General features: G+C 65.4%; 19 protein-coding genes. 16 read left to right on the top strand and 3 right to left on the bottom strand.

All coding sequences use genetic code 11. From position 1 onward, the window contains the following. Positions 1-83 precede the first annotated feature (83 nt). A complete protein-coding gene (locus tag RXV95_RS15540; protein ID WP_338466927.1) occupies positions 84-1,553 on the top strand; it encodes a DEAD/DEAH box helicase in 1,470 nt (489 codons plus the stop codon). Between the two features lie 58 nt (positions 1,554-1,611). Here RXV95_RS15540 and RXV95_RS15535 read toward each other — a convergent pair whose 3' ends face one another. After that, entirely contained in the window at positions 1,612-3,390 is a 1,779-nt protein-coding gene (locus RXV95_RS15535) for a winged helix-turn-helix domain-containing protein (RefSeq protein ID WP_338466926.1), read from the bottom strand. A 221-nt stretch (positions 3,391-3,611) separates the two neighbouring features. Between RXV95_RS15535 and RXV95_RS15530 the strand changes: the two genes are divergently transcribed. The 14 genes from RXV95_RS15530 (at position 3,612) to ruvB (ending at position 16,131) form a co-directional block, all read left to right on the top strand. Next, complete coding sequence (locus RXV95_RS15530) at positions 3,612-3,974, top strand: UrcA family protein (RefSeq protein WP_338466925.1); 363 nt, start codon at positions 3,612-3,614, stop codon at positions 3,972-3,974. A 261-nt stretch (positions 3,975-4,235) separates the two neighbouring features. Then, the gene (locus RXV95_RS15525; protein WP_338466924.1) at positions 4,236-4,946 is read left to right on the top strand and encodes a sterol desaturase family protein; all 711 of its coding nucleotides are present in this window, start codon (positions 4,236-4,238) and stop codon (positions 4,944-4,946) included. Continuing rightward, on the top strand, positions 4,943-5,386 hold the full coding sequence (locus RXV95_RS15520; protein ID WP_338466923.1) for a DUF2141 domain-containing protein: 444 nt from the start codon (positions 4,943-4,945) through the stop codon (positions 5,384-5,386). The genes RXV95_RS15525 and RXV95_RS15520 overlap by 4 nt, the downstream gene beginning before the upstream one ends. 66 nt (positions 5,387-5,452) lie before the next feature. After that, entirely contained in the window at positions 5,453-6,757 is a 1,305-nt protein-coding gene (locus tag RXV95_RS15515; RefSeq protein ID WP_338466922.1) for an MFS transporter, read from the top strand. Beyond that, positions 6,744-7,622: a CoA ester lyase gene (locus RXV95_RS15510; RefSeq protein WP_338466921.1), complete on the top strand. Its 879-nt coding sequence runs from the start codon at positions 6,744-6,746 to the stop codon at positions 7,620-7,622. Before RXV95_RS15515 ends, RXV95_RS15510 begins: the two co-directional genes overlap by 14 nt. Positions 7,623-7,747: 125 nt before the next feature. After that, entirely contained in the window at positions 7,748-9,091 is a 1,344-nt protein-coding gene (locus RXV95_RS15505) for a hypothetical protein (protein WP_338466920.1), read from the top strand. A gap of 107 nt (positions 9,092-9,198) precedes the next feature. Next, entirely contained in the window at positions 9,199-10,137 is a 939-nt protein-coding gene (locus tag RXV95_RS15500) for an alpha/beta hydrolase (protein ID WP_338466919.1), read from the top strand. Between the two features lie 9 nt (positions 10,138-10,146). After that, positions 10,147-11,511, top strand: a complete 1,365-nt coding sequence (locus RXV95_RS15495; protein ID WP_338466918.1) for a M48 family metalloprotease — start codon at positions 10,147-10,149, stop codon at positions 11,509-11,511. A 50-nt stretch (positions 11,512-11,561) separates the two neighbouring features. Beyond that, positions 11,562-12,338 (top strand): DsbA family protein, encoded by a 777-nt coding sequence (locus tag RXV95_RS15490; RefSeq protein ID WP_338466917.1) that lies wholly within the window; start codon positions 11,562-11,564, stop codon positions 12,336-12,338. 107 nt (positions 12,339-12,445) lie between these two features. Then, positions 12,446-13,198, top strand: coding sequence for a YebC/PmpR family DNA-binding transcriptional regulator (locus RXV95_RS15485; RefSeq protein WP_338466916.1), 753 nt, complete (start codon positions 12,446-12,448; stop codon positions 13,196-13,198). 117 nt (positions 13,199-13,315) lie between these two features. Continuing rightward, on the top strand, positions 13,316-13,786 hold the full coding sequence (gene ruvC, locus RXV95_RS15480) for a crossover junction endodeoxyribonuclease RuvC (protein ID WP_338466915.1): 471 nt from the start codon (positions 13,316-13,318) through the stop codon (positions 13,784-13,786). Positions 13,787-13,870: 84 nt separating this feature from the next. After that, positions 13,871-14,473 carry a Holliday junction branch migration protein RuvA gene (ruvA, locus tag RXV95_RS15475; RefSeq protein ID WP_338466914.1) on the top strand — a complete coding sequence of 201 codons (603 nt, stop codon included), beginning with the start codon at positions 13,871-13,873 and terminating at the stop codon, positions 14,471-14,473. Between the two features lie 62 nt (positions 14,474-14,535). Beyond that, complete coding sequence (locus tag RXV95_RS15470; protein ID WP_338466913.1) at positions 14,536-15,081, top strand: DsrE family protein; 546 nt, start codon at positions 14,536-14,538, stop codon at positions 15,079-15,081. An 18-nt stretch (positions 15,082-15,099) separates the two neighbouring features. Beyond that, a complete protein-coding gene (gene ruvB / locus RXV95_RS15465) occupies positions 15,100-16,131 on the top strand; it encodes a Holliday junction branch migration DNA helicase RuvB (RefSeq protein WP_338466912.1) in 1,032 nt (343 codons plus the stop codon). A 529-nt stretch (positions 16,132-16,660) separates the two neighbouring features. Here ruvB and RXV95_RS15460 read toward each other — a convergent pair. Then, positions 16,661-17,329, bottom strand: coding sequence for a hypothetical protein (locus RXV95_RS15460; RefSeq protein ID WP_338466911.1), 669 nt, complete (start codon positions 17,327-17,329; stop codon positions 16,661-16,663). A 52-nt stretch (positions 17,330-17,381) separates the two neighbouring features. On the opposite strand from RXV95_RS15460, the gene RXV95_RS15455 reads away from it, so the two are divergent. After that, complete coding sequence (locus RXV95_RS15455) at positions 17,382-17,480, top strand: PEP-CTERM sorting domain-containing protein (protein WP_338466910.1); 99 nt, start codon at positions 17,382-17,384, stop codon at positions 17,478-17,480. A gap of 124 nt (positions 17,481-17,604) precedes the next feature. Here RXV95_RS15455 and acnA read toward each other — a convergent pair whose 3' ends face one another. Then, positions 17,605-20,277, bottom strand: a complete 2,673-nt coding sequence (gene acnA / locus RXV95_RS15450) for an aconitate hydratase AcnA (protein ID WP_338466909.1) — start codon at positions 20,275-20,277, stop codon at positions 17,605-17,607. Positions 20,278-20,314: the final 37 nt, after the last annotated feature.

Raw genomic sequence — 20,314 nt, 5'->3', positions numbered from 1 at the left:
GCTCCCCTTTCACGCAAGGGTCGCCAAGACGACCCCTGCCGCGCGCGGTCCTTGCCCGTGCGCCAACGAGATTCGAAAAACATATGTCCTATTTTTCAGACCTCGGCCTGGCCGAGCCCATCCTTCATGCGCTTGAGACCAAGGGCTATTCCGATCCCACCCCGATCCAGCGACAGGCGATCCCCGCGCTGCTTGAAGGGCGCGACATCCTGGGCATCGCGCAGACCGGCACCGGCAAGACGGCAGCATTCTCGCTGCCCTCGCTCCATCGCCTTGCCGCCGATCCCAAGCCGCGCAAGCCCGCATCGTGCCGGATGCTGGTGCTTTCCCCCACGCGCGAACTGGCAGCGCAGATCGCCGAGAACATGAAGGGCTATGCCCGCAACCTGCGCCTGCAGGTCGATTGCGTGTTCGGCGGCGTGCCGGTGGGCAAGCAGGCGCGCCGGCTGGTGCCGGGCACAGATATCCTCGTCGCCACGCCTGGCCGCCTGCTCGACCTTGTGGACCAGCGCGCGCTGACGCTGGGACGGGTGGAGATCTTCGTGCTCGACGAAGCCGACCAGATGATGGACCTGGGCTTCATCCATGCGCTGAAGCGCGTGGCGAACCTGCTGCCCGCCAAGCGCCAGAGCCTGTTCTTTTCGGCCACGATGCCCAAGGCGATTGCCGAGCTGGGCCGTCAGTTCATCCACAATCCTGTCCGCGTGGAAGTGGCGCCGCAATCGACCACGGCGGAACGCGTCGAGCAGTACGTGACGTTCATCAACCAGGCCGAAAAGCAGGCGCTGCTCACGCTGCGGCTGAAAGCGCTGATCGCGGACAAGACGCTTGACCGCGCGCTGGTGTTCACCCGCACAAAGCACGGTGCGGACCGCGTGGTGCGCTTCCTTTCCGCCGCGGGCGTGAACGCGCGCGCGATCCACGGCAACAAAAGCCAGGCGCAACGCACCGCCGCGCTGGACGCGTTCCGGCAGGGCAGTTCGCCCGTGCTGGTGGCGACCGATATTGCCGCGCGCGGGATCGACGTTTCGGGCGTCAGCCACGTTTTCAACTTCGAACTGCCCAACGTTCCCGAACAATACGTCCACCGCATCGGCCGCACCGCGCGCGCCGGGGCGGACGGCGTGGCGATCAGCTTCTGCGCGCCGGACGAAAAGCCGTATCTCCGCGATATCGAACGGCTGACCGGCGTGAAACTGGCGCCGCTTGGCCTGCCCGAAAACTTCATGGCCGAAGCGGCGAAGCTGCCCAAGGCGACGCGCAGCCAGCCCCTGCTGGGCGATGAGCGCGGCGGCGGGCGCGGGCGACCGCAAGGCAATCGCGGGCGCGATCATCGCGCCGACGGCAACCGTGGCGGGCAGCGTGGCGAGCGTAACGAAGGCCGCCGCGACGATCGGCGTGACGGTCGCCGCGATGGCGAAAACCGGGGCGAGCGCCGCCAGGACGACCGTCATGGCGAGCGGAACGGCGAAGGCCAGCGCAAGCGTCGCTTCCGCCCCCGCGGCGCGCCCGGCGTGGGCAAGCACCGCGGCGCGGTAACGCGCAACGGGTAAGCGGCGTTTTCGTGACCGGCAACAAAGGCGGCCTGCCATTCACTGGCGGGCCGTCCGGTCAAAGGGCGTTGATAGGGACGAGTTCCTCTCCATCGAAATGGTAACCGTCCGGCGGTCCGTTGACTTCCCAGTAGGCGACGAAGCCGAGTTCGCGCGCGATGGGGATGAAGCCAGGATGGCGCTGGACTTCGCGCAGTTCCTCGAACCAGAGGAAGCCCCAGCCAACCGCCAGCATTCCGCGCGATTTGAGGTCACGCACGCTTTCCGTCAGAACTTCGACGGCCCGATCGATCTCACCCAACTGCGCAAGATAGAGCACCAGCCGCTTGCGCATCATGGTGCTTAGCGCTTCGATGCCGTTTGCGTGGATGGCCGCGATCGCATCGATCGCACTGCGCCGCATACTTTCGTCGCCAAGGGCGAAGTAGGCGAGTCTTACCGCCTGGGCCATGTGCGCTTCGCGTCCCTGGTCGAGTGAAGCGATGATGGAAGCGGCCGCATCCTCGAGCCGGCCGTTCCGCGCATGGAGCAGCGCGCGCGTTTCCGCATGGACGAAGCTTTGCGGCGGGAACCCGAATTCCAGGGCCATCGCCAGATAGCGCTCCGCCAGCTCGTTCTCACCGAGGCCCGCGTAATGCATCGCCAGGAGCGCAGCGGCTCCGGCATGAAAGGGGATAAGCGCGTCTATGGTGGACTGGTCGGGAGACGCCGCACGCAAATGTCCCGCAGCGGCCGTCACGAACGATGCATGCGACAGATGGAAAAGCCCCTGGCCGGGACGCTGTGAAATGGCGGCGAGGAAATGGCGATCCGCTTCCACCAGCCGGCCTGCGATTACGGCACTCATCGACTTCGCATGAAGCGCGCTGACAGAGCGCGGATCGAGGGACTGGGCTTGCCTGGCAAGGGCTTGGGCTCTTTGCAATTCCACCGCGTCGGGCAAATCGGAATGAATGTTCTTGATGATCAGCAAGATCGCAAGGCGCGCGTGACACTCCGCGAAATCGGGGCTGCGCTCTATCGCCTGCTCGCAAAGTTCAACCGCCGCGGCCAGGAAGGCGGGGGTCATCCGTCCGGCAAGCCACTGTGCCTTCAGCAACAGCTTGTAGGCTTCGACATGGCCCGAATCCCGGTCGGGCGGCGGAGGAAGCGGCGCGATCGCGGAATTGAGTTTCAACAGAAGGGCATCGACCACGGCACCTGCCACTTCCGCCTGGACAAGAAAGATATCTTCCATGTCGCGGTCGAACGATTGCGACCAGAGCACATAGCCGTCGCCGCCGTCGATCAGGCGCGCACCGATCCGCAGCTTTTTGCCCGCGGCGCGCACGCTGCCTTCCAGGATCGCGTCGACGCCCAGCGCCTTTGCCGCATCGACGCCCGACATCTCGCGCACTTTCGCGGAGAAACTCGAAGCGCGCGCGGAAAGCCGCAAACCCGAACTGGCACCCAACAGGTCCAGCACTTCTTCGGCCATGCCATCGCCCAGATAGTCGTTCGCGGCATCGCCGGTCAGGTTGGCGAAGGGCAGGACGGCCAGCGATGTGCGCAGCGCATGGGGTGCATGCGGCGCTTTGGGCCGTGTGGCAACGGGCGCGGTTTGCGAGGTGCTGACCGTTCCGGCTTCAAGGCGATAGCCCTTGCCATAGACGGCCTTGATCATCCCGTCCCGGTCCCGGTCGCCCAGCGCCAGCCGCAAGTCGCGGATAACAGAGGTCAGCGCCGCGTCGCTGACCGTCAGTCCGGCCCAGACCGTTTCGAACAGCTCGTCCTTGGTGACAAGCCGGCCATCGGCGGAAAGCAGGACTTCGAGCACGTCGAATGCCCGCCCACCCACATGGATTTCTCCATGCGGGCCGTACAATCGGCGATCGGTGGGATCGACTATGAACTCACCGAACCGAATCGTGATCGGTTGGCACTCCACCCAAGAACAATACCATTGGCGGCAATCGGGAGCGAGAAAAAGACTGGCCGGCAATTCTGCGAATATTCTGAGCGGGAATCTTTCCAAGACATCGTCAAGATCATCGTGGTGACGAGGACTAGGAAACAGTCATGGGCATTGCCCCGAAAGGAGTTGTCACCATGAAGACGCAAAAAATCAGCCTGATCGCAGGTTTCGCCTTTTTTGCTGCCGTTGCCGCAAGTCCTGCAAATGCAACGGGTATTTCCCGGAGCGTTTCGGTCAAGGTCTATCCGCATGAACTTGTCTCGTTCGACGGACGCGCCCTGGCGATCAATCGCATCAGGCATGCGGCGTCGCGCCTGTGCTGGTCAGGCAACCCGCTGACGGATGGATACAAGCGCCGCCGCTGCGAACTGCAGGTGACGGAGCAGATGATCCGGCAGGTTGAAAATGCCGACCTGCTCGCCCAGTGGCAGGGGAGCGACTCGATCCGCACGGCGTCCAGGAACTGACGCTTGCGGCAGGAGCAGCCGGAGGAAGGGCGTCGGGCGACCGGCGCCCTTCGCCTTTTCTCGTGCTGCCGCGCATCGCCGCCTGGCCCAGAAACCATCTGTCCTACGCAGCGTCGTGCTGGCATAAGCGCGGGTATGGACGGTGTCGCTTCCCTGCTGTTTTTTGCGCAAGGGGGACGTGCGCGCGCCTGGGGTCGGGGATGTTGGGCAACGTACCCGTCAACACCGTCAACTTCGCCGGGTTTCGGGCGGGATTCCTGAATGGGGCTGTGGCTCTCCGCGCTGGCGATGACGCTGATCGTGGCGGTTCGATACCTCGTCACCAGTGGCGCATTCGCCTGGGCGACGGACAGGGTGCGGCCCGGCTTCTATACCGGTCTCGGTCCGCAGATGCGGCGCGAAATCGGCTGGAGCCTTGCCTCTGCCGCGATCTATGGCATTCCGGCGGGCATCGTCGCATGGGGCTGGCAGCAGCACGGCTGGACGCTGATCTACCGCGACGTTCACGCCTATCCGCTGTGGTACCTGCCGGTTTCGCTTTTCGTTTACCTCTTCGCGCATGACACGTGGTTCTACTGGACCCATCGCCTGCTCCATCGCCCGGCCTGGTTCCGCGTGGCGCATGCGGTTCACCACGCCAGCCGTCCGCCGACCGCGTGGGCGGCGATGAGTTTTCACCCGATCGAGGCGATTTCGGGCGCGGTGGTGATTCCCGCGCTCGTCTTCCTGGTCCCGGTCCACATCGCCGTGCTGGGCCTTGTGCTGGCGATCATGACGGTGATGGGCGTGACCAACCATATGGGCTGGGAAATGTTTCCGCGCGCGCTTGTCCACTCGCGGGTGGGCGGCTGGCTGATAACCGCCAGCCACCACCAGCTCCATCATGAAAGATACCAGTGCAACTACGGGCTCTATTTCCGATTCTGGGACCGGCTGTGCGGAACCGACAAGGGGCTGGCGAAGGCGGCATGACGGCGCGCGCGCTCTTGCTGGGGCCGGCCCTGCTGCTGTGCGCGGCCGCGCCCGCGGTGCAGGATGCGGGCACGACCGTTTCGGTGACGGTGGAAGGTCTGCGATCGGCCAGGGGGCAGGTGCTTGCCTGCCTTACCGCGAATCCGCGCGACTTTCCCGATTGCAATAAAGACCCGGCCGCGCGGCACCTGTCTATCGCCGCGGCGCCGGGCGAAACGCTGGTGTTCCGCGACGTGCCGCCGGGCCGCTATGCGCTTTCGATGTTCCATGACGAAAACGGCAACGGCAAGCTCGACAAGCTGCTGATGATGCCGAAGGAAGGCTTCGGCTTTTCGCGCGATGCGCCGGTTCGCTTCGGCCCGCCGTCGTTCAAGGCGGCGGCGTTCGACGTAAGCAAGGTGGACGTGCGCACGCAGATACGCATGCGCTATATGTTCTGAGTGCGCGGGTTCGCGCGCGACGGGGTTGCCCGCGGGCGGGGCACGGCCTAACCGGCAGGCGTGCCGTTGACCGATCCGCCGAGTCCCGCGCCAGAGCGAGGACCATTCGCCCACGGCGCATCGCTTGCCCCCTTCCGCTATCCGGCATTCCGCGCGATCTGGATCGCCAACCTGTTCTCCAACATCGGTTCGATGATCCAGTCGGTCGGCGCGGCCTGGCTGATGACGGAACTGACCGGATCGCATCGGCTGATCGCGCTGGTCCAGGCATCGAACACGCTGCCGATCATGCTGCTGGGCGTATTCGCCGGGGCGATTGCCGACAATTTCGACCGCCGCCGCGTGATGCTTGCCGCGCAGACCGGGATGCTGCTTGCCTCCGCCGTGCTGGCAAGCCTCGCCTTCGCCGGGCTGGTCGGCCCCGCGGTGCTGCTGCTGCTGACGCTGAGCGTGGGCATGGGCACCGCGCTCAATTCGCCGGCGTGGCAGGCTTCGGTGCGCTTGCAGGTGGGCAAGGCAGACCTGCCGCAGGCGATCGCGCTCAATTCCATTTCATTCAACCTCGCGCGCAGCGTCGGTCCGGCGCTGGGCGGGCTGCTGATATCGCTGTGGAGCCCCAGCCTTGCCTTCGGCCTGAACGCGATCAGCTATGTCGGCATGATCATCGTGCTGTCGCGCTGGAAGCCGCAGAACATGGTGCTGCCCGAACGCAAGCCGATGCTCGGCTCGATCGCGGTGGGGCTGAAGTTCTGCTTCACGTCCAACCCGCTGCGCCGCGTGCTGATCCGCGGTTTCTCCTTCGGGTTTGCCGCCGTTGCCTTCCAGGCGATGATGCCGGTCGTCGCGCATGACAGGATGCACGGGACCGAGATCGATTATGGCCTGATGCTGGGGGCGTTCGGCATCGGATCGATCCAGTCCGCGCTGTGGATCGGCAGGCTGCGCCGCCGCTTCGGGGCGGAAGCCGCGGTCGTGCTGGGCACGCTGTGTTTCGTCGGCGGGCAATTGCTGCTGGCTGAAGCACGCGCGCTGCCGCTGGCGCTGGCGGCATCCTTGCTGGCGGGCACCGGCTGGGTCGCCACGATGACCAGCCTCAACGTTTCCATGCAGCTTCGCGCGCCGGAACAGATCCTGGGGCGCTGCATGTCGATCTATCAGGCGATCACGTTCGGCGCGATGGCGGTGGGTGCCTATGCCTGGGGGGCGCTGGCCGACATCAAGAGCCTGCCGGTCTCGCTCCACACGGCAACGGCGTGGCTTGCCGCGTCGCTGCTGATGGTATTCCTGGCGCCCATGCCCAAGCGCAGCGAAGGCCGCGTCGATATGGACCCGCCGCCGCCATCCGAAGGTGCAACCCATGAAAAACGCTGATTCCCGCCCGCTGCGCTCGGTGCTCTACATGCCCGCCAGCAACGCCCGCGCGATCGACAAGGCGCGCGGTCTGGATGCCGATGCACTGGTGTTCGATCTTGAAGACGCGGTTGCGCCCGATGCCAAGGTGGATGCGCGCGCGCAATTGTGCAGCGAACTGTCGCGCGGCGGTTTCAGCTATCGCCGCCTTGTCGCGCGGATGAACGGGCTGGATACGCCATGGGGCCGGGCGGACATGGCGGCGCTCGCCCACGCGCCGGTGGAGGCGCTGCTGGCGCCGAAGATCGACCGCGAGGACGATATCGCGGCGCTTTCCCTCGAAATGGATCGCCTGGGATTCGCGCCCGATGCCGCGTTGTGGGTGATGATCGAAACGCCCGCTGCCGTGCTGGCGATCGAACGCATCGCCGCGATGGCGGCAACCACGCGGCTGGCGGGCTTCGTGCTTGGCCTCAACGATCTTGCAAAGGATACCGGCATGGCCCAGACGCCGGGGCGCGAAGCGTTCGTGCCGGTAATGGTCGGCGCGATGCTGGCCGCGCGGGCCAACGGCCTTGTCGTGATCGACGGGGTCTGCAACGCGATTGACGATGCCGCCCGCCTTGAAGGCGAAGCGCGCCAGGCGCGCGAATTCGGGTTTGACGGAAAATCGCTGATCCACCCCGCGCAGATCGCGCCGGTCAACGCCGTGTTCGCACCTTCGGATAGTGAGATATCGCAGGCAATGGCCATCGTCGCCGCGTTCGATGCGCCTGAAAACCGGGGCAAGGGCGCGATTCGCGTGGACGGCAAGATGGTGGAACTGCTCCACCTTGCGCAGGCCCGGCAGGTGATCGCCACCGCCGATGCGATCGCTTCGCGCTGAAACGGATATAGCGTTAGCACTCCGTTCACCCAGTTCCGCAACCATGGCGGCGCGACTTAAACGTTCTTTTACCAAGTTGCGCCAAAACCCGTCCAAGGCACACGGACATGAGGGAAGGCGTGCACATGGACACTATGCGGGGGCTTGGCGGCGACCGGTACGACGCGGCCGAAGAAGTGCATGATCTGGACATGATCGACGACGCGGGCGAGAGCGAGGCTCCGCCTCCGCCGATCGGCCAGGACGAGCGCCGGATGCAGGTGCGCGCCTACAATTTCTGGGCGGGCCTGCTGGGCGACCGCAACTTTCCCGAAGTCGACGCGCTGATGGGCGATGGCCGGCCCGACTTTGCCGACCATGCCGTGCTGCTGCATTTCGACAACGGCCTGGAAGATCCCGCAATCGCGTGGCTGGGTGAAAAGCTGGCCGACGAATGCGATGCCGCCGGCGACATCCACCGCCTTGCCGATATTCCCGGCCGTTCCCTGCTGTCGCGCATCACCGATCACTATATGCAGATCCTGGGCAACCAGGCGCCGATCGGGTTCGAGGCCGAATTCGTGAACCAGCGCGGGGTGACGATTCTCTATCGCGGCATCCTGCTTCCGTTCAGCACCGACGACAGCACGATCGATTACATCTACGGGGTGATCAACTGGAAGGAACTGGCCGACCAGCACACCACCGACGAACTGATGGCCGAAATCGGCGAATCGCTGGCCAGGGCGCCGCGCCGCGCCGCCGACCCGTTGACCGACTGGGCCGATGGTCCGGCATCCCTGCCCGATATCGACGACCGCGACGTGCGCGCGCTCGATCCGATGCCGCTTTTCGGGCAGGCGGATTCGTCCATCCCCGACGATGCCGACGATCTTTCGCTGGGTGACTGGCTGGCCGCCGCACGCGAGATGGCGGACGCCGCCCATTCGAGCGAGGACCGCACCCGCGCCACGCTTTACGCAGCGATCGGCCGTGCGTGGGATTTTGCCATCGCGGCGCGCACCGCGCCCGAGGATTTCGCCGAACTGCTGGAAGAAAGCGGCCTGAAGATGCAGAGCCGCGCGCCGATGACGCCGGTGGTAAAGCTGGTTTTCGGCGCGGATTACGACAAGACGCGGCTGACCGAATATGCCGCCGCGCTTACCCATGCGCAGCGCATCGGCCTGGGCCGCGGCGAGCTGGGGCGTTTCCTGTCAGAAACACCGGGCGGCCTGAAAGGCGTGCTGAAAGCCGAACGCCGGATGCGCCGCGAGGAAGCGGGGCGCAAGCCGCGCGAGGACGGACCCGATGCGGTGTTCGGCCGCCTGCGTTCGATGCCGCCGCTGCCGCTGGCCGAAGTGGCGCGTGAGGGCGAGGAGTTCTCGGTTGTGGTCGTCCGCCGCTTGCCGACCGGCGAAGTCGCGCTGGTGGGCGAGGTAGAAGGCGATCCGGCGCTGGTGGAGCGCGCCGCGCGCCGCCTTGTCGCCTGACGCATTTCGCGCCGCCTGACCGCTTGCACGCAGCACAGGGGCTTCGCGGCAGGGCAAGAGGCTGCTAGTTCGCATCCGTAATGACGGCAGCGAAAGGACGGCGCAGCATGGGATGGATCGTCTGGACGGTCCTGATCCCGCTTGCGCTGGTCGCGGCGGGTTATGGCGCTTTCCGCTATGCGCTGGCGACCGACGCGGTGGGCCTGCTCGACGCGGGCGACCGGCTGTTCCGGGGCGAATCGCAAATCCGCACGGTCGCCAGGGCGCATTACGGGCAAGACCCGGCGCAGAAGCTGGAAATGGTGCTGCCCGCAGGGGCAAAGGGACCGCTGCCGATCGTCGTGTTTATCCACGGTGGCGGCTGGGATTCTGGCGACCCCTGTTCCTATCGCTTCGTGGCCCGCGCGCTTGCCCCCCACGGCTATGCGGTCGTGCTGGCCGGATACCGGCTCTATCCCCACGCGCGCTATCCCGCGATGCTGGAAGACGGCGCGGGCGCGCTGCGCTGGGTGGCGGACCATGCCGCCGCACACGGTGGCGATCCTTCGCGGATCGTGCTGATGGGGCATTCGGCCGGCGCCTATAACGCGGTGATGCTTGCGCTCGACCGGCAATGGCTGGGGAGAGAGGGGCTTTCCGCAGACGCGCTGCGCGGCGTCGTCGGGCTATCGGGACCATACGATTTCTATCCGTTCGACAAGCCTTCCTCGATCCACAGTTTCGGTGAAGCAGCCGATCCGCAGGCAACGCAGCCCGTGAACCACGCACGCGGCGATGCGCCGCCGCTGCTCTTGCTCAGCGGAGACGGGGATACGACCGTGAAGCCGCGCAATTCGCTGGCGCTGGCCAAGGCGATGACGGCGGCCGGAGAGCCGACGCAGGCGATCATCCTGAAAGGCGTGAACCACACCGGCATGGTGATGAAGCTGGCGCAACCTTTCGCCCGCGACGCGCGCGTGATCGATGCCGTGCTGCCCTTTCTGAAGCGGGTGACCGCGCCTGCCGGACCTGCGATTTCAGCGCCGGTTCAGGCACGGTCGCGATAGGTCTTGCCCATGCGCCTTTCCCGCTTCGTTGCCAAAGTCGCCACGGTGCTGGCGGTCTTCTCTCTCACGGTGCAGCAGGCCGCCGCGCAATCGATCCTGCGCGACGCGGAAACCGAAGCCGTGCTGGACGATATGGCGCGGCCGCTGATCCTGGCCGCCGGGCTCGATCCCAAGAACGTCGACATCGTTCTGGTCAACGATCCTTCGATCAACGCTTTCGTGGCCGGCGGGCAGGCGGTCTACATCAATTCGGGTCTGATCAACGCGGCGGACGACGCGAACGAGGTGCAGGGCGTGATCGCGCACGAACTGGGCCACGTCACCGGCGGCCACGCCGTGCGCAACAGCGAGGGCGCGAAGCCGGCGACCGGAATCACGATCCTCAGCCTGGTCCTGGGCCTGGCGGCGGCGGCGGCGGGCGCGGGCGAAGCGGGGATGGGCATCATCGGCGCCGGGCAGCAGGCGGCGCTGGGCAAGTACCTGGCCTTCAGCCGCGCGCAGGAATCGTCGGCGGACGCGGCCGGGGCGAAGTATCTTTCCAAGGCGGGCATTTCGGGCAAGGGATCGATCGATTTCTTCAAGAAGCTGCAGAACATGGAGTTCCGCTATGGCTTCACCCGCAACGACATGACCGAATTCTATTCCACCCACCCGATGACCGCAGACCGCCTTACCCGGCTGCAGGATACCTATGAGAAAGACCCGGCCTGGAACACCAAGACGCCGGCCAAGCTGGAAGAGCGGTTCCAGAGAATCAAGGCGAAGCTCTATGGCTATCTGGCCGATCCCAAGGACACGCTGCGCGCCTTTCCCGAATATGTGAACACGGTTCCGGCGCTCTATGCGCGGGCCTATGCCTTCCACAAGGAAGCCTTCATGGACAAGGCGCTGGACGAGGCCGACAAGCTGCTCGCCAAAGAACCGGACGATCCCTATTTCCTTGAGCTGAAGGGGCAGATCCTGCTTGAATCGGGCAAGCCCAGGGCCGCGATCCCGCCCTTGCGCGAAGCGACCGAACTGACCGGCAACAACCCGCTGATCGCCACGACATTCGGCCACGCGCTGATCGCGACGGAGGACAAGGCGAACTATGCCGAAGCGCAGCGCGTGCTGAAGGCGGCCGTGGCCAAGGACGACCAGAATCCCTTCGCCTGGTACCAGCTTGGCATGGTTTACGAAGCGAACGGCGATCATGCCCGCGCGCGGCTCGCCAGCGCGGAACAGCAGTTCATGGAACGCGAATACGACGAGGCGCTGCGCAGTTCGATGGCGGCCGAAATGGGCCTGCCCAAGGATTCGCCGGACTTCCTTCGCGCGCAGGATATCGAAATGAGTTCGCGCGCGGCGATTGAGCAGCAGAAGAAGAAGCGCTAGCGCAAGCGGCGATGACAATTCGCACTTCCATTACCGCCCGCAGAAGCGGCTTGCTGATTCTCGCGATGGTGCTTGTGTTCGCCGCAGCCGCGCTGGGCGTGTGGTGGGGGATGCGCAGTCCGCCCGCCGCGGCGGGCGACAGCGACGGCGATCCCGCGCTGACCCGGACGCTTGCCGATGCGGGGATCGGCGCGAAGCAGCGCGCGGCGATGGAGGATCTGGTGCGCGCCTATATCCTCGATCATCCGGAAATCATTCCCCAGGCGATCCAGAACTTGCGCGACAAGCAGGCCGCGCAGGCGATCGGCCCGGCGCGCGATGCGATCGAAACGCCGTTCCCCGGCGCGGTCCTCGGCAATCCCGACGGCAAGATAACGCTGGTGGAGTTCACCGATTTCGCCTGCCCCTATTGCCGCGCCAGCGCCGCCGACGTGGAAAAGCTGATCGAAAAGAACCCCGACCTGAAAGTTGTGGTGCGCGAATTGCCGATCATCGGCCCGATGAGCGAACCGTCCTCTCGCATGGGGCTCGCGGCGGCGAAGCAGGGCAAGTACCGCCAGTTCTATCGCACGATGTTCGGCGGGCCGCGCCCCAGCCCCGAATCCATCATGGCGGCGGCGCGCAGTTCCGGGCTGGACCTTGCTGCGGCAAAGACATTCGGCGCCAGCAAGGACGTGACGGGCGAATTGCAGAAGAACATGGCGCTTGCCCAGCAATTGCAGATAGACGGGACGCCGGCATTCGTGGTGGGTGACCAGCTCGTTCGGGGCGCGGTTGGCCAGGACGCCTTGCAGAAGGCGATCGACAGCGCGCGCGAGAAGGGCTGAAGGCTTGACCGCGCGCCCCCTGCCGGTGCAGGGCGCATGGCGTTTACGGCGGGACGCGTGAGGCGAACCCGCGACAGCTAGAAATCAGGATCTCCGAAGGCAGCACGATGGCAGGCCATTCCAAGTTCAAGAACATCATGCATCGCAAGGGTGCGCAGGACAAAAAACGCTCGGCGCAGTTCAGCAAGCTCAGCCGCGAAATCACCGTCGCCGCGAAGATGGGCATGCCCGATCCGGACATGAACCCGCGCCTGCGCGCCGCCGTGAACGCCGCGAAGGCGCAGTCGATGCCCAAGGACAACATCCAGCGCGCGATCGACAAGGCAACCAAGGGCGATGACGAGAATTACGAGGAAGTGCGCTACGAAGGCTATGGCCCGGCGGGCGTCGCCCTGATCGTCGAGGCGCTGACGGACAACCGCAACCGCACCGCCACCAACGTGCGCACTGCATTCTCCAAGAACGGCGGCAACCTGGGCGCCAGCGGCGCGGTGAGCCACGGTTTCGAACGGTTGGGCCTGATCGAATACCCGGTGGGCGCGGGCGACGAGGAGAAAGTTCTCGAAGCCGCGATCGAAGCCGGTGCGGACGATGTCGAAAGCGAGATGGGCGAAGACGGCGGCCACCAGATCTGGACCGCGGTGGAAAGCCTGCACGAAGTCGCCAGCGCACTGGAAAAGTCGCTGGGCGAGGCCGAAGGCGTGAAGCTGGCATGGCGCCCCAACATCAAGGTCGACGTCGACGAAAACGCGGCGGGCACGCTGATGAAGCTGATCGACGTGCTGGACGACGACGACGACGTGCAGACCGTGTGGGGCAATTACGAAATCTCCGATGACGTGATGGAAAAGCTGGGGTGAATTGGCGGGGCTGGCTCTTTGCGGTCAGCCTGTCGGTATCTCTCGGCTATCTGGCTTTTGTCGGCGGCTTCTTTATGCATGGGGATTGAACCCGCTCGACACCAACGGAATGGTTGATTGCCTCTGATCCTCGGCCTCGATCCATCGCTTTCCTGCACCGGCTGGGGCGTGGTGGCGAAGGACGGTAACCGGCTGACGCACATCGCCAACGGACAGGTACCGACCGACGCGAAAGCGCCGCTGGCCGAGCGTCTGGTGACGCTGGACCGCGAACTGACCGACGTGATCGCGCGCTTCCATCCCGATTGCGCGGCGGTGGAAGAGGTCTTCGTCAACAAGAACGCGCAATCGACGCTGAAGCTGGGGCAGGCGCGCGGGGTGTGCCTGCTCGCCGCCGCGCGTGCGGGGCTTGCCGTTCACGAATACGCGACGCGGCTGGTTAAGAAGGCGATCGTGGGCACCGGCGGGGCGGAAAAGGCACAGGTGCAGGCTATGCTGAAGGTGCTTTTGCCGGGTGCGAAACTGGCCGGAGCCGACGCGGCGGACGCCTTGGCCGTGGCCATCGCGCACGCGCATCTGGCGAAATAGCGCATTTGCCCACGCCCAATCGCTCCCGCAAGCGGAAGGGGGCGGGCTTGCACGCGCCGGATGGGCGGTGCATAGGAACAAAGCATGATCGCAAAGCTCACCGGAACGCTTGACGAAACCGGCCCGGACTGGGCGGTGATAGACGTTCACGGCGTGGGCTACCTCGTCCATTGCTCTGCCCGCACGCTGGATGCGCTGGGCATCGCTGGCGATAAGGTGACGGTGCATACCGATCTCCAGGTTTCCGAAAACGACATGCGGCTGATCGGCTTCGCCAGCGCGGCGGAGCGCGCGTGGTTCCGCCTGCTTACCGCCGTGCAGGGGGTGGGCAGCAAGGTTGCGCTGGCGATCCTTTCCGCGCTTTCGGCGGAAGAATTGCAGCGCGCCTGTTCGGGCGGGGACGCCGCGATGGTCGCGCGTGCGCAGGGCGTGGGGCCGAAACTCGCAGGCCGCATCGTCAACGAACTGAAAGACAAGGCGGGCGCGCTGCCCGGCGGTTCAGGCGCTGCCGGGGCAGCACCTCTGCCCGCCGGATCGGCCAGCGCCGATGCCGTCTCCGCACTGGAAAACCTGGGTTTCAAACCGGCGATAGCCTCTGCCGCCGTCGCGCATGCGATGGGCGAACTGGGCGATGGCGCGCCGCTGGACGATCTTGTCCGCCTCGCCTTGCGCAAGGCGGCGGGCTGATGGGCTTCGATGCGGGGACGGACCGGGCGAGGGGATGCCCGACCAGGAAGGGGACAAACACGATGCACAAGCTGATGATCGCGGCGCTTGCCGCGGCGGCATTCGCGGCCAGCCCGGCGATGGCGCAGGACATGTCGAAGTTCCACGAAGGCCCGGTTTTCAAGGACTTCGGCAAGATCGCCGATGTCGAAAGCGATATGCCCATTCCGCCGGGAACCGTGCTGAAAGCCATGTTCGAGGAAGGCAAGGGCGCCGATCCGGGCAAGGTCAACCGCACGTTCGACAGCATCGGGCGCTATATCAACATGAACGTCGCCGCCGGCGTGCCCGAAGACTATGTGCAAGTGGCGCTGGTCGTTCACGGCACGGCGGGGTTCGATGTGACGAACGCGGCGGCCTATGCAAAGAAATATCCGGGCAAGGAGAACCCCAACGCCCCGATTATCGCCGCGCTTCTGGCCCATGGCGTGAAGATTTATATCTGCGGGCAAAGCTCCGCCGCGCTGGGCATCGCCAAGGCGGACCTGCTGCCCGGCGTGAAGATGGCGCTTTCCGCGATGACGGCCGAAACCCTGCTGCAACAGCAGGGCTATCACCTGATCCCGTGACGGTGCACTGACGCAAGAATGGACGAAGACGACCGCCTGATGTCCCCCGCGCGCCGGGCCGAAGACCCCGATGCCGCGCTGCGGCCGAAGTCGCTTGCCGATTTCGTGGGTCAGGCGGCGGCGAAGGACAACCTGCGCGTTTTCATCGAAAGCGCGAAGTCGCGCGGCGAAGCGATGGACCACACGCTGTTCTTCGGCCCGCCCGGCCTTGGCAAGACCACGCTTGCCCAGATCGTTGCGCGCGAACTGGGCGTGGGCTTTCGCGCCACCAGCGGGCCGGTGATCGCCAAGTCGGGCGATCTTGCGGCAATCCTTACAAACCTTGAGGCGGGCGACGTCCTGTTCATCGACGAGATTCACCGGCTGAATCCGGTGGTGGAGGAAGTGCTCTATCCGGCGATGGAGGACCGCGCGCTCGATCTTATCATCGGTGAAGGCCCGTCCGCCCGGTCGGTGCGGATCGACCTGCCCGAATTTACGCTGATCGGCGCCACGACGCGGCAAGGGCTGCTCACCACGCCGCTGCGCGACCGTTTCGGCATACCGGTGCGGCTGAACTTCTATACCGTGCCCGAACTGGAACGCGTGGTATCGCGCGGGGCGGCGCTGCTGGGTATCGGTATGGACAAGGGCGGCGCGACAGAGATTGCGCGGCGCGCACGCGGGACGCCGCGCGTTGCCGGACGGCTGCTGCGCCGGGTGCGCGATTTTGCGCACGTGGCTGGAAACAGCACCGTGACCAGCGCCGTCGCGGACGATGCACTGACCCGGCTGGAAGTGGATTCGCTGGGGCTGGACGCGCAGGACAGGCGCTATCTCACCATGATCGCGGATATCTATAAAGGCGGTCCGGTGGGCGTGGAAACGCTGGCCGCCGGCCTTTCGGAACCGCGCGACACGATCGAAGACGTGATCGAACCCTACCTGATCCAGCTTGGCCTGGTCGCGCGCACCGCAAGGGGGCGCTGCCTGAACGATCGCGGCTGGCAGCACCTGGGACTCAGCGCGCCTTCGGGCGGGCAGGCCGGGCTGTTCGACGGCGGCAAGTAAGCCGCCAAGGTTAACACGCACCCCGATTTCGGTTCCATATCGGGACACTGTGCCGCGTGGGACAGTCTTTGCGTGATTTTTCCAGCCTTACAATGGCCTAAACGCGGTTAACGCCATTGTTCCTTCGCGCGGGTTCTGCGTTGCTGGCACGAACAGGGGCAGGTGAAAGGACGCCTTTAACTGCGTTCCGCCTATCGCTCCCCTGGCGAGAAGCAACGAGGGCGACGAGTATGTCGATGAAAGCGGCAATGGCGAAACTGATGGCTTGCGCGGCCGGCGGAGCGATGCTCGGCGGCGGTGCGGTCCACGTGTCGGAAACGCCCTCGAACCAGGAAATCCACCACGTGAAGCCGGTGAAGGTGAAGCGCACCAAGGTGAAGCGCCATGTCGCGCGGCGCGAAGCCCCGCGCAAGGTGCACCGCGCCCGGCGGATCGTGAAGAAAACCGTGACGAAAACGTGCGAAGCGCCGCAGCCGCAGATGGCGATGGTGCCCGTGCCCTATATGCCGCCCGCGCCCCCGCAGCAGCCCTATTCGGGCGGTGGTGCCACGGTGCCGGTCGTGATCGGCGGCGGCGGATTCAACGGCGGCTTCGGCGGCGGATTTTTCGGCGGCTTCTTCGGTGGCGGCGGTGGCGGCGGCAGCGTTGTCGTCTCGTCCACCTCTACCGGATCGACGTCCACCTCAAGCTCGGGCGGATCGACTTCCACGTCGACCGGCGGGTTGACCAGCACCGGCGGTTCCACGTCCACCTCCACCGGCGGGATCAGTTCCACGACCTCTTCGGGCAACGTCTCGACCTCGACAGGCGGGGTGACGAGCAGCACCTCTACGTCGAGCGGCAACGTTTCCACGTCCAGCGGCAACGTCTCGACCTCGTCGGGTAACGTGTCCACGTCGTCCGGTAACGTCAGCACTTCGTCTGGCAATGTTTCCACGTCGAGCGGCAATGTCTCGAGCTCAAGCTCGTCCTCATCCAGCTCTTCGTCGAGTTCCTCGTCGTCTTCGTCCTCGTCCAGTTCATCGTCGTCGAGCGGCGGGGCCACGAGCAGCGGCGGCATGAGCAGCTCTACCTCTACCAGTTCCTCCTCGTCGGGGTCGTCATCGTCGTCCACGTCCAGCTCGGGCGGATCGTCGAGCGGCGGGTCCACGTCGTCCAGTTCGTCGACGTCGTCTTCCAGCTCTACCTCGTCCAGCACGTCTTCCAGTTCGGGCGGGTCAACCTCGTCTTCTGGCGGACCGCCTACCGAAGTGCCCGAACCGCCGATGATCCTGCTGTTCGGCGCGGGTGCGGCGATGCTCGTCGCCCGCCAGCGCCGCGGCGCGAAGAAGGCTGCGGCGGCGAAGTAACCGGGCTTTCGTTCCCAGCAAAAAGGGCGGCTCCCGCAAGGGGCCGCCCTTTTCGTTTGTGGGATCCTGAAAAACCCGGCAGCGGCCGCCGCCCCGCGCCATCGGGCGGGGGCGGCGCCTTTGTTCAGGCTGCCAGCTTGCGCAGCACGTATTGCAGGATGCCGCCGTTCATGAAGTATTCCAGTTCGTTGGCGGTATCGATGCGGCACAGCGCGGTGAAGGTGAAGGTCGAACCGTCCGGACGGGTCACTTCCACTTCCACATCCTGGCGCGGCTGCAGGCTGGCAACGCCCTTGATCGTGAAGGCGTCGTCACCGGTCAGGCCCAGCGACTGGCGCGTATCGCCGTCCTTGAACTGCAACGGAAGCACGCCCATGCCGACCAGGTTCGAACGGTGGATGCGCTCGAAGCTTTCCACGATCACGGCGCGAACGCCCAGCAGGTTGGTGCCCTTGGCCGCCCAGTCACGGCTGGAGCCGGTGCCGTATTCCTTGCCGGCCACGACCACCAGCGGCGTGCCCTGCTCCTTGTACTTCATCGCCACGTCGTAGACCGGCATGGTCTCGCCATCGAAGCGCGAGAAGCCGCCTTCGGTGCCGGGCACCATCTCGTTGCGGATGCGGATGTTGGCGAAAGTGCCGCGCATCATCACTTCGTGGTGGCCACGGCGCGAGCCGTAGGAGTTGAAGTCCGCAGGCGCGACCTGGCGGTCCATCAGCCACTTGCCCGCGGGGGAATCGGCCTTGATCGAACCGGCCGGGCTGATGTGATCGGTGGTGACCGAATCGCCCAGCACCAGCAGCGGCTTGGCGGCGACGATGTCGCCCACCGGCGCCGGGGTCATCTCCATGCCCTCGAAGTAGGGCGGGTTGGCGACATAGGTGGAGCCAGAGCGCCACTGATAGGTTTCCGAACCCGTCACGTTGATCGCCTGCCAGTGCTCGTCACCCTTGTAGACGTCGGCATAGCGGGCCTGGAACATGTCGCGCGTCACCGCGCCGGCCATCACGTGGGCCACTTCCTCGTTCGAAGGCCAGATGTCGGCCAGCATCACGTCGTTGCCGTCCTTGTCCTGCCCGATCGGGGTGGTGGTGAAGTCTTCGGTGACCGTGCCCTTCAGCGCATAGGCGACGACCAGCGGCGGCGAAGCGAGGAAGTTCGCGCGCACGTCGGGCGAAACGCGTCCTTCGAAGTTGCGGTTGCCCGAAAGGACGCTGGCGGCGACGATGTCGTTGCCGTTGATCGCCTTGCTGATCGGTTCGGCCAGCGGGCCGGAGTTGCCGATGCAGGTGGTGCAGCCATAGCCGACAAGGTTGAACCCGATGTTGTCGAGATGCTCCTGCAGGCCCGACTTGGTCAGGTAGTCGGTAACCACCTGCGATCCGGGGGCGAGGCTGGTCTTCACCCAGGGCTTGGGCTTCATGCCCTTTTCGTCGGCCTTCTGGGCGACAAGACCGGCTGCGATCAGCACGCCGGGGTTGGACGTGTTGGTGCAGCTCGTGATCGCGGCGATCACCACGTCGCCATCGCCGATGTCGTGGTCGCGGCCTTCCACCGCAACGCGCGTGGCCTTCTTCTTGTAGACCTTTTCAAGATCGCCGTTGAAGCTGTCGTCCACTTCGGTCAGCACGACCTTGTCCTGCGGGCGCTTGGGACCGGCGAGCGAGGGGACGACCGTGCCCATGTCCAGTTCCAGCGTGTCGGTGAACACCGGATCGGGGTGCGATGCGTCGTGCCAGAAGCCCTGTTCCTTCGCATAGGCTTCGACCAGCGCGATCTGGCCTTCGTCGCGGCCGGTCAGGCGCATGTAATCCAGCGTCTTGTCGTCGATGCCGAAGAAGCCGCAGGTCGCGCCGTATTCGGGCGCCATGTTGGCCAGCGTCGCGCGGTCGGCCAGCGAAAGGGTGGCAAGGCCGTCACCGAAGTATTCGACGAACTTGCCCACCACGCCCTTGGCGCGCAACATCTGCGTGCAGGTGAGCACAAGGTCGGTCGCGGTCACGCCTTCGGCCAGCTTGCCGGTCAGCTTGAAGCCCACGACTTCGGGGATCAGCATCGAGACCGGCTGGCCCAGCATCGCGGCTTCCGCCTCGATTCCGCCAACGCCCCAGCCCAGAACGCCCAGGCCGTTGATCATCGTGGTGTGGCTGTCGGTGCCCACGCAGGTGTCGGGATAGGCGACCTCGTTGCCGTCGGCATCCTTGCTGGACCACACGCCGCGGCCGATGTGTTCAAGGTTCACCTGGTGGCAGATGCCGGTGCCCGGAGGCACGGCCTTGAAGTTGTCGAGGCTCTTCGATCCCCACTTCAGGAAGTCATAGCGTTCGGCGTTGCGCTGGTATTCCAGCTCCACGTTGTGCTCAAAAGCCTTGGGCGTGCCGAACTCGTCCACCATCACGGAGTGGTCGATCACAAGGTGCACGGGAACCTGCGGATTGATCTTCGCGGTTTCGCCGCCCAGCGCCCTGATCGCGTCGCGCATTGCGGCAAGGTCAACCACGCAGGGCACGCCGGTGAAGTCCTGCATCAGCACGCGCGCGGGACGATACTGGATCTCGCGGCTGGACTTGGGGTCTTTCTGCCAGTCGGCAATCGCCTGGATGTCGTCGGCCGAAACGGTGAAGCCGCCGTCCTCGAAGCGCAGCAGGTTTTCCAGCAGCACTTTCATGGAGAAGGGTAGGCGCGAAACGTCGCCCAGCTTCTCCGCCGCCTTCTTGAGCGAGTAATACGCATAGGTCTTGCCGCCGACGGTCATCGTGCTGCGGGTGCCGAGAGTGTCCTGTCCGACCTGGGTCATGGCTGCGGGGGTTCCCTTCGTTGCAGATTGTGCCGCG

It is taken from the genome of Novosphingobium sp. ZN18A2 (assembly GCF_036784765.1).
In the GTDB taxonomy this organism is placed as follows: Bacteria; Pseudomonadota; Alphaproteobacteria; order Sphingomonadales; family Sphingomonadaceae; genus Novosphingobium.
This window is presented reverse-complemented; position numbering and strand designations above follow the sequence as displayed.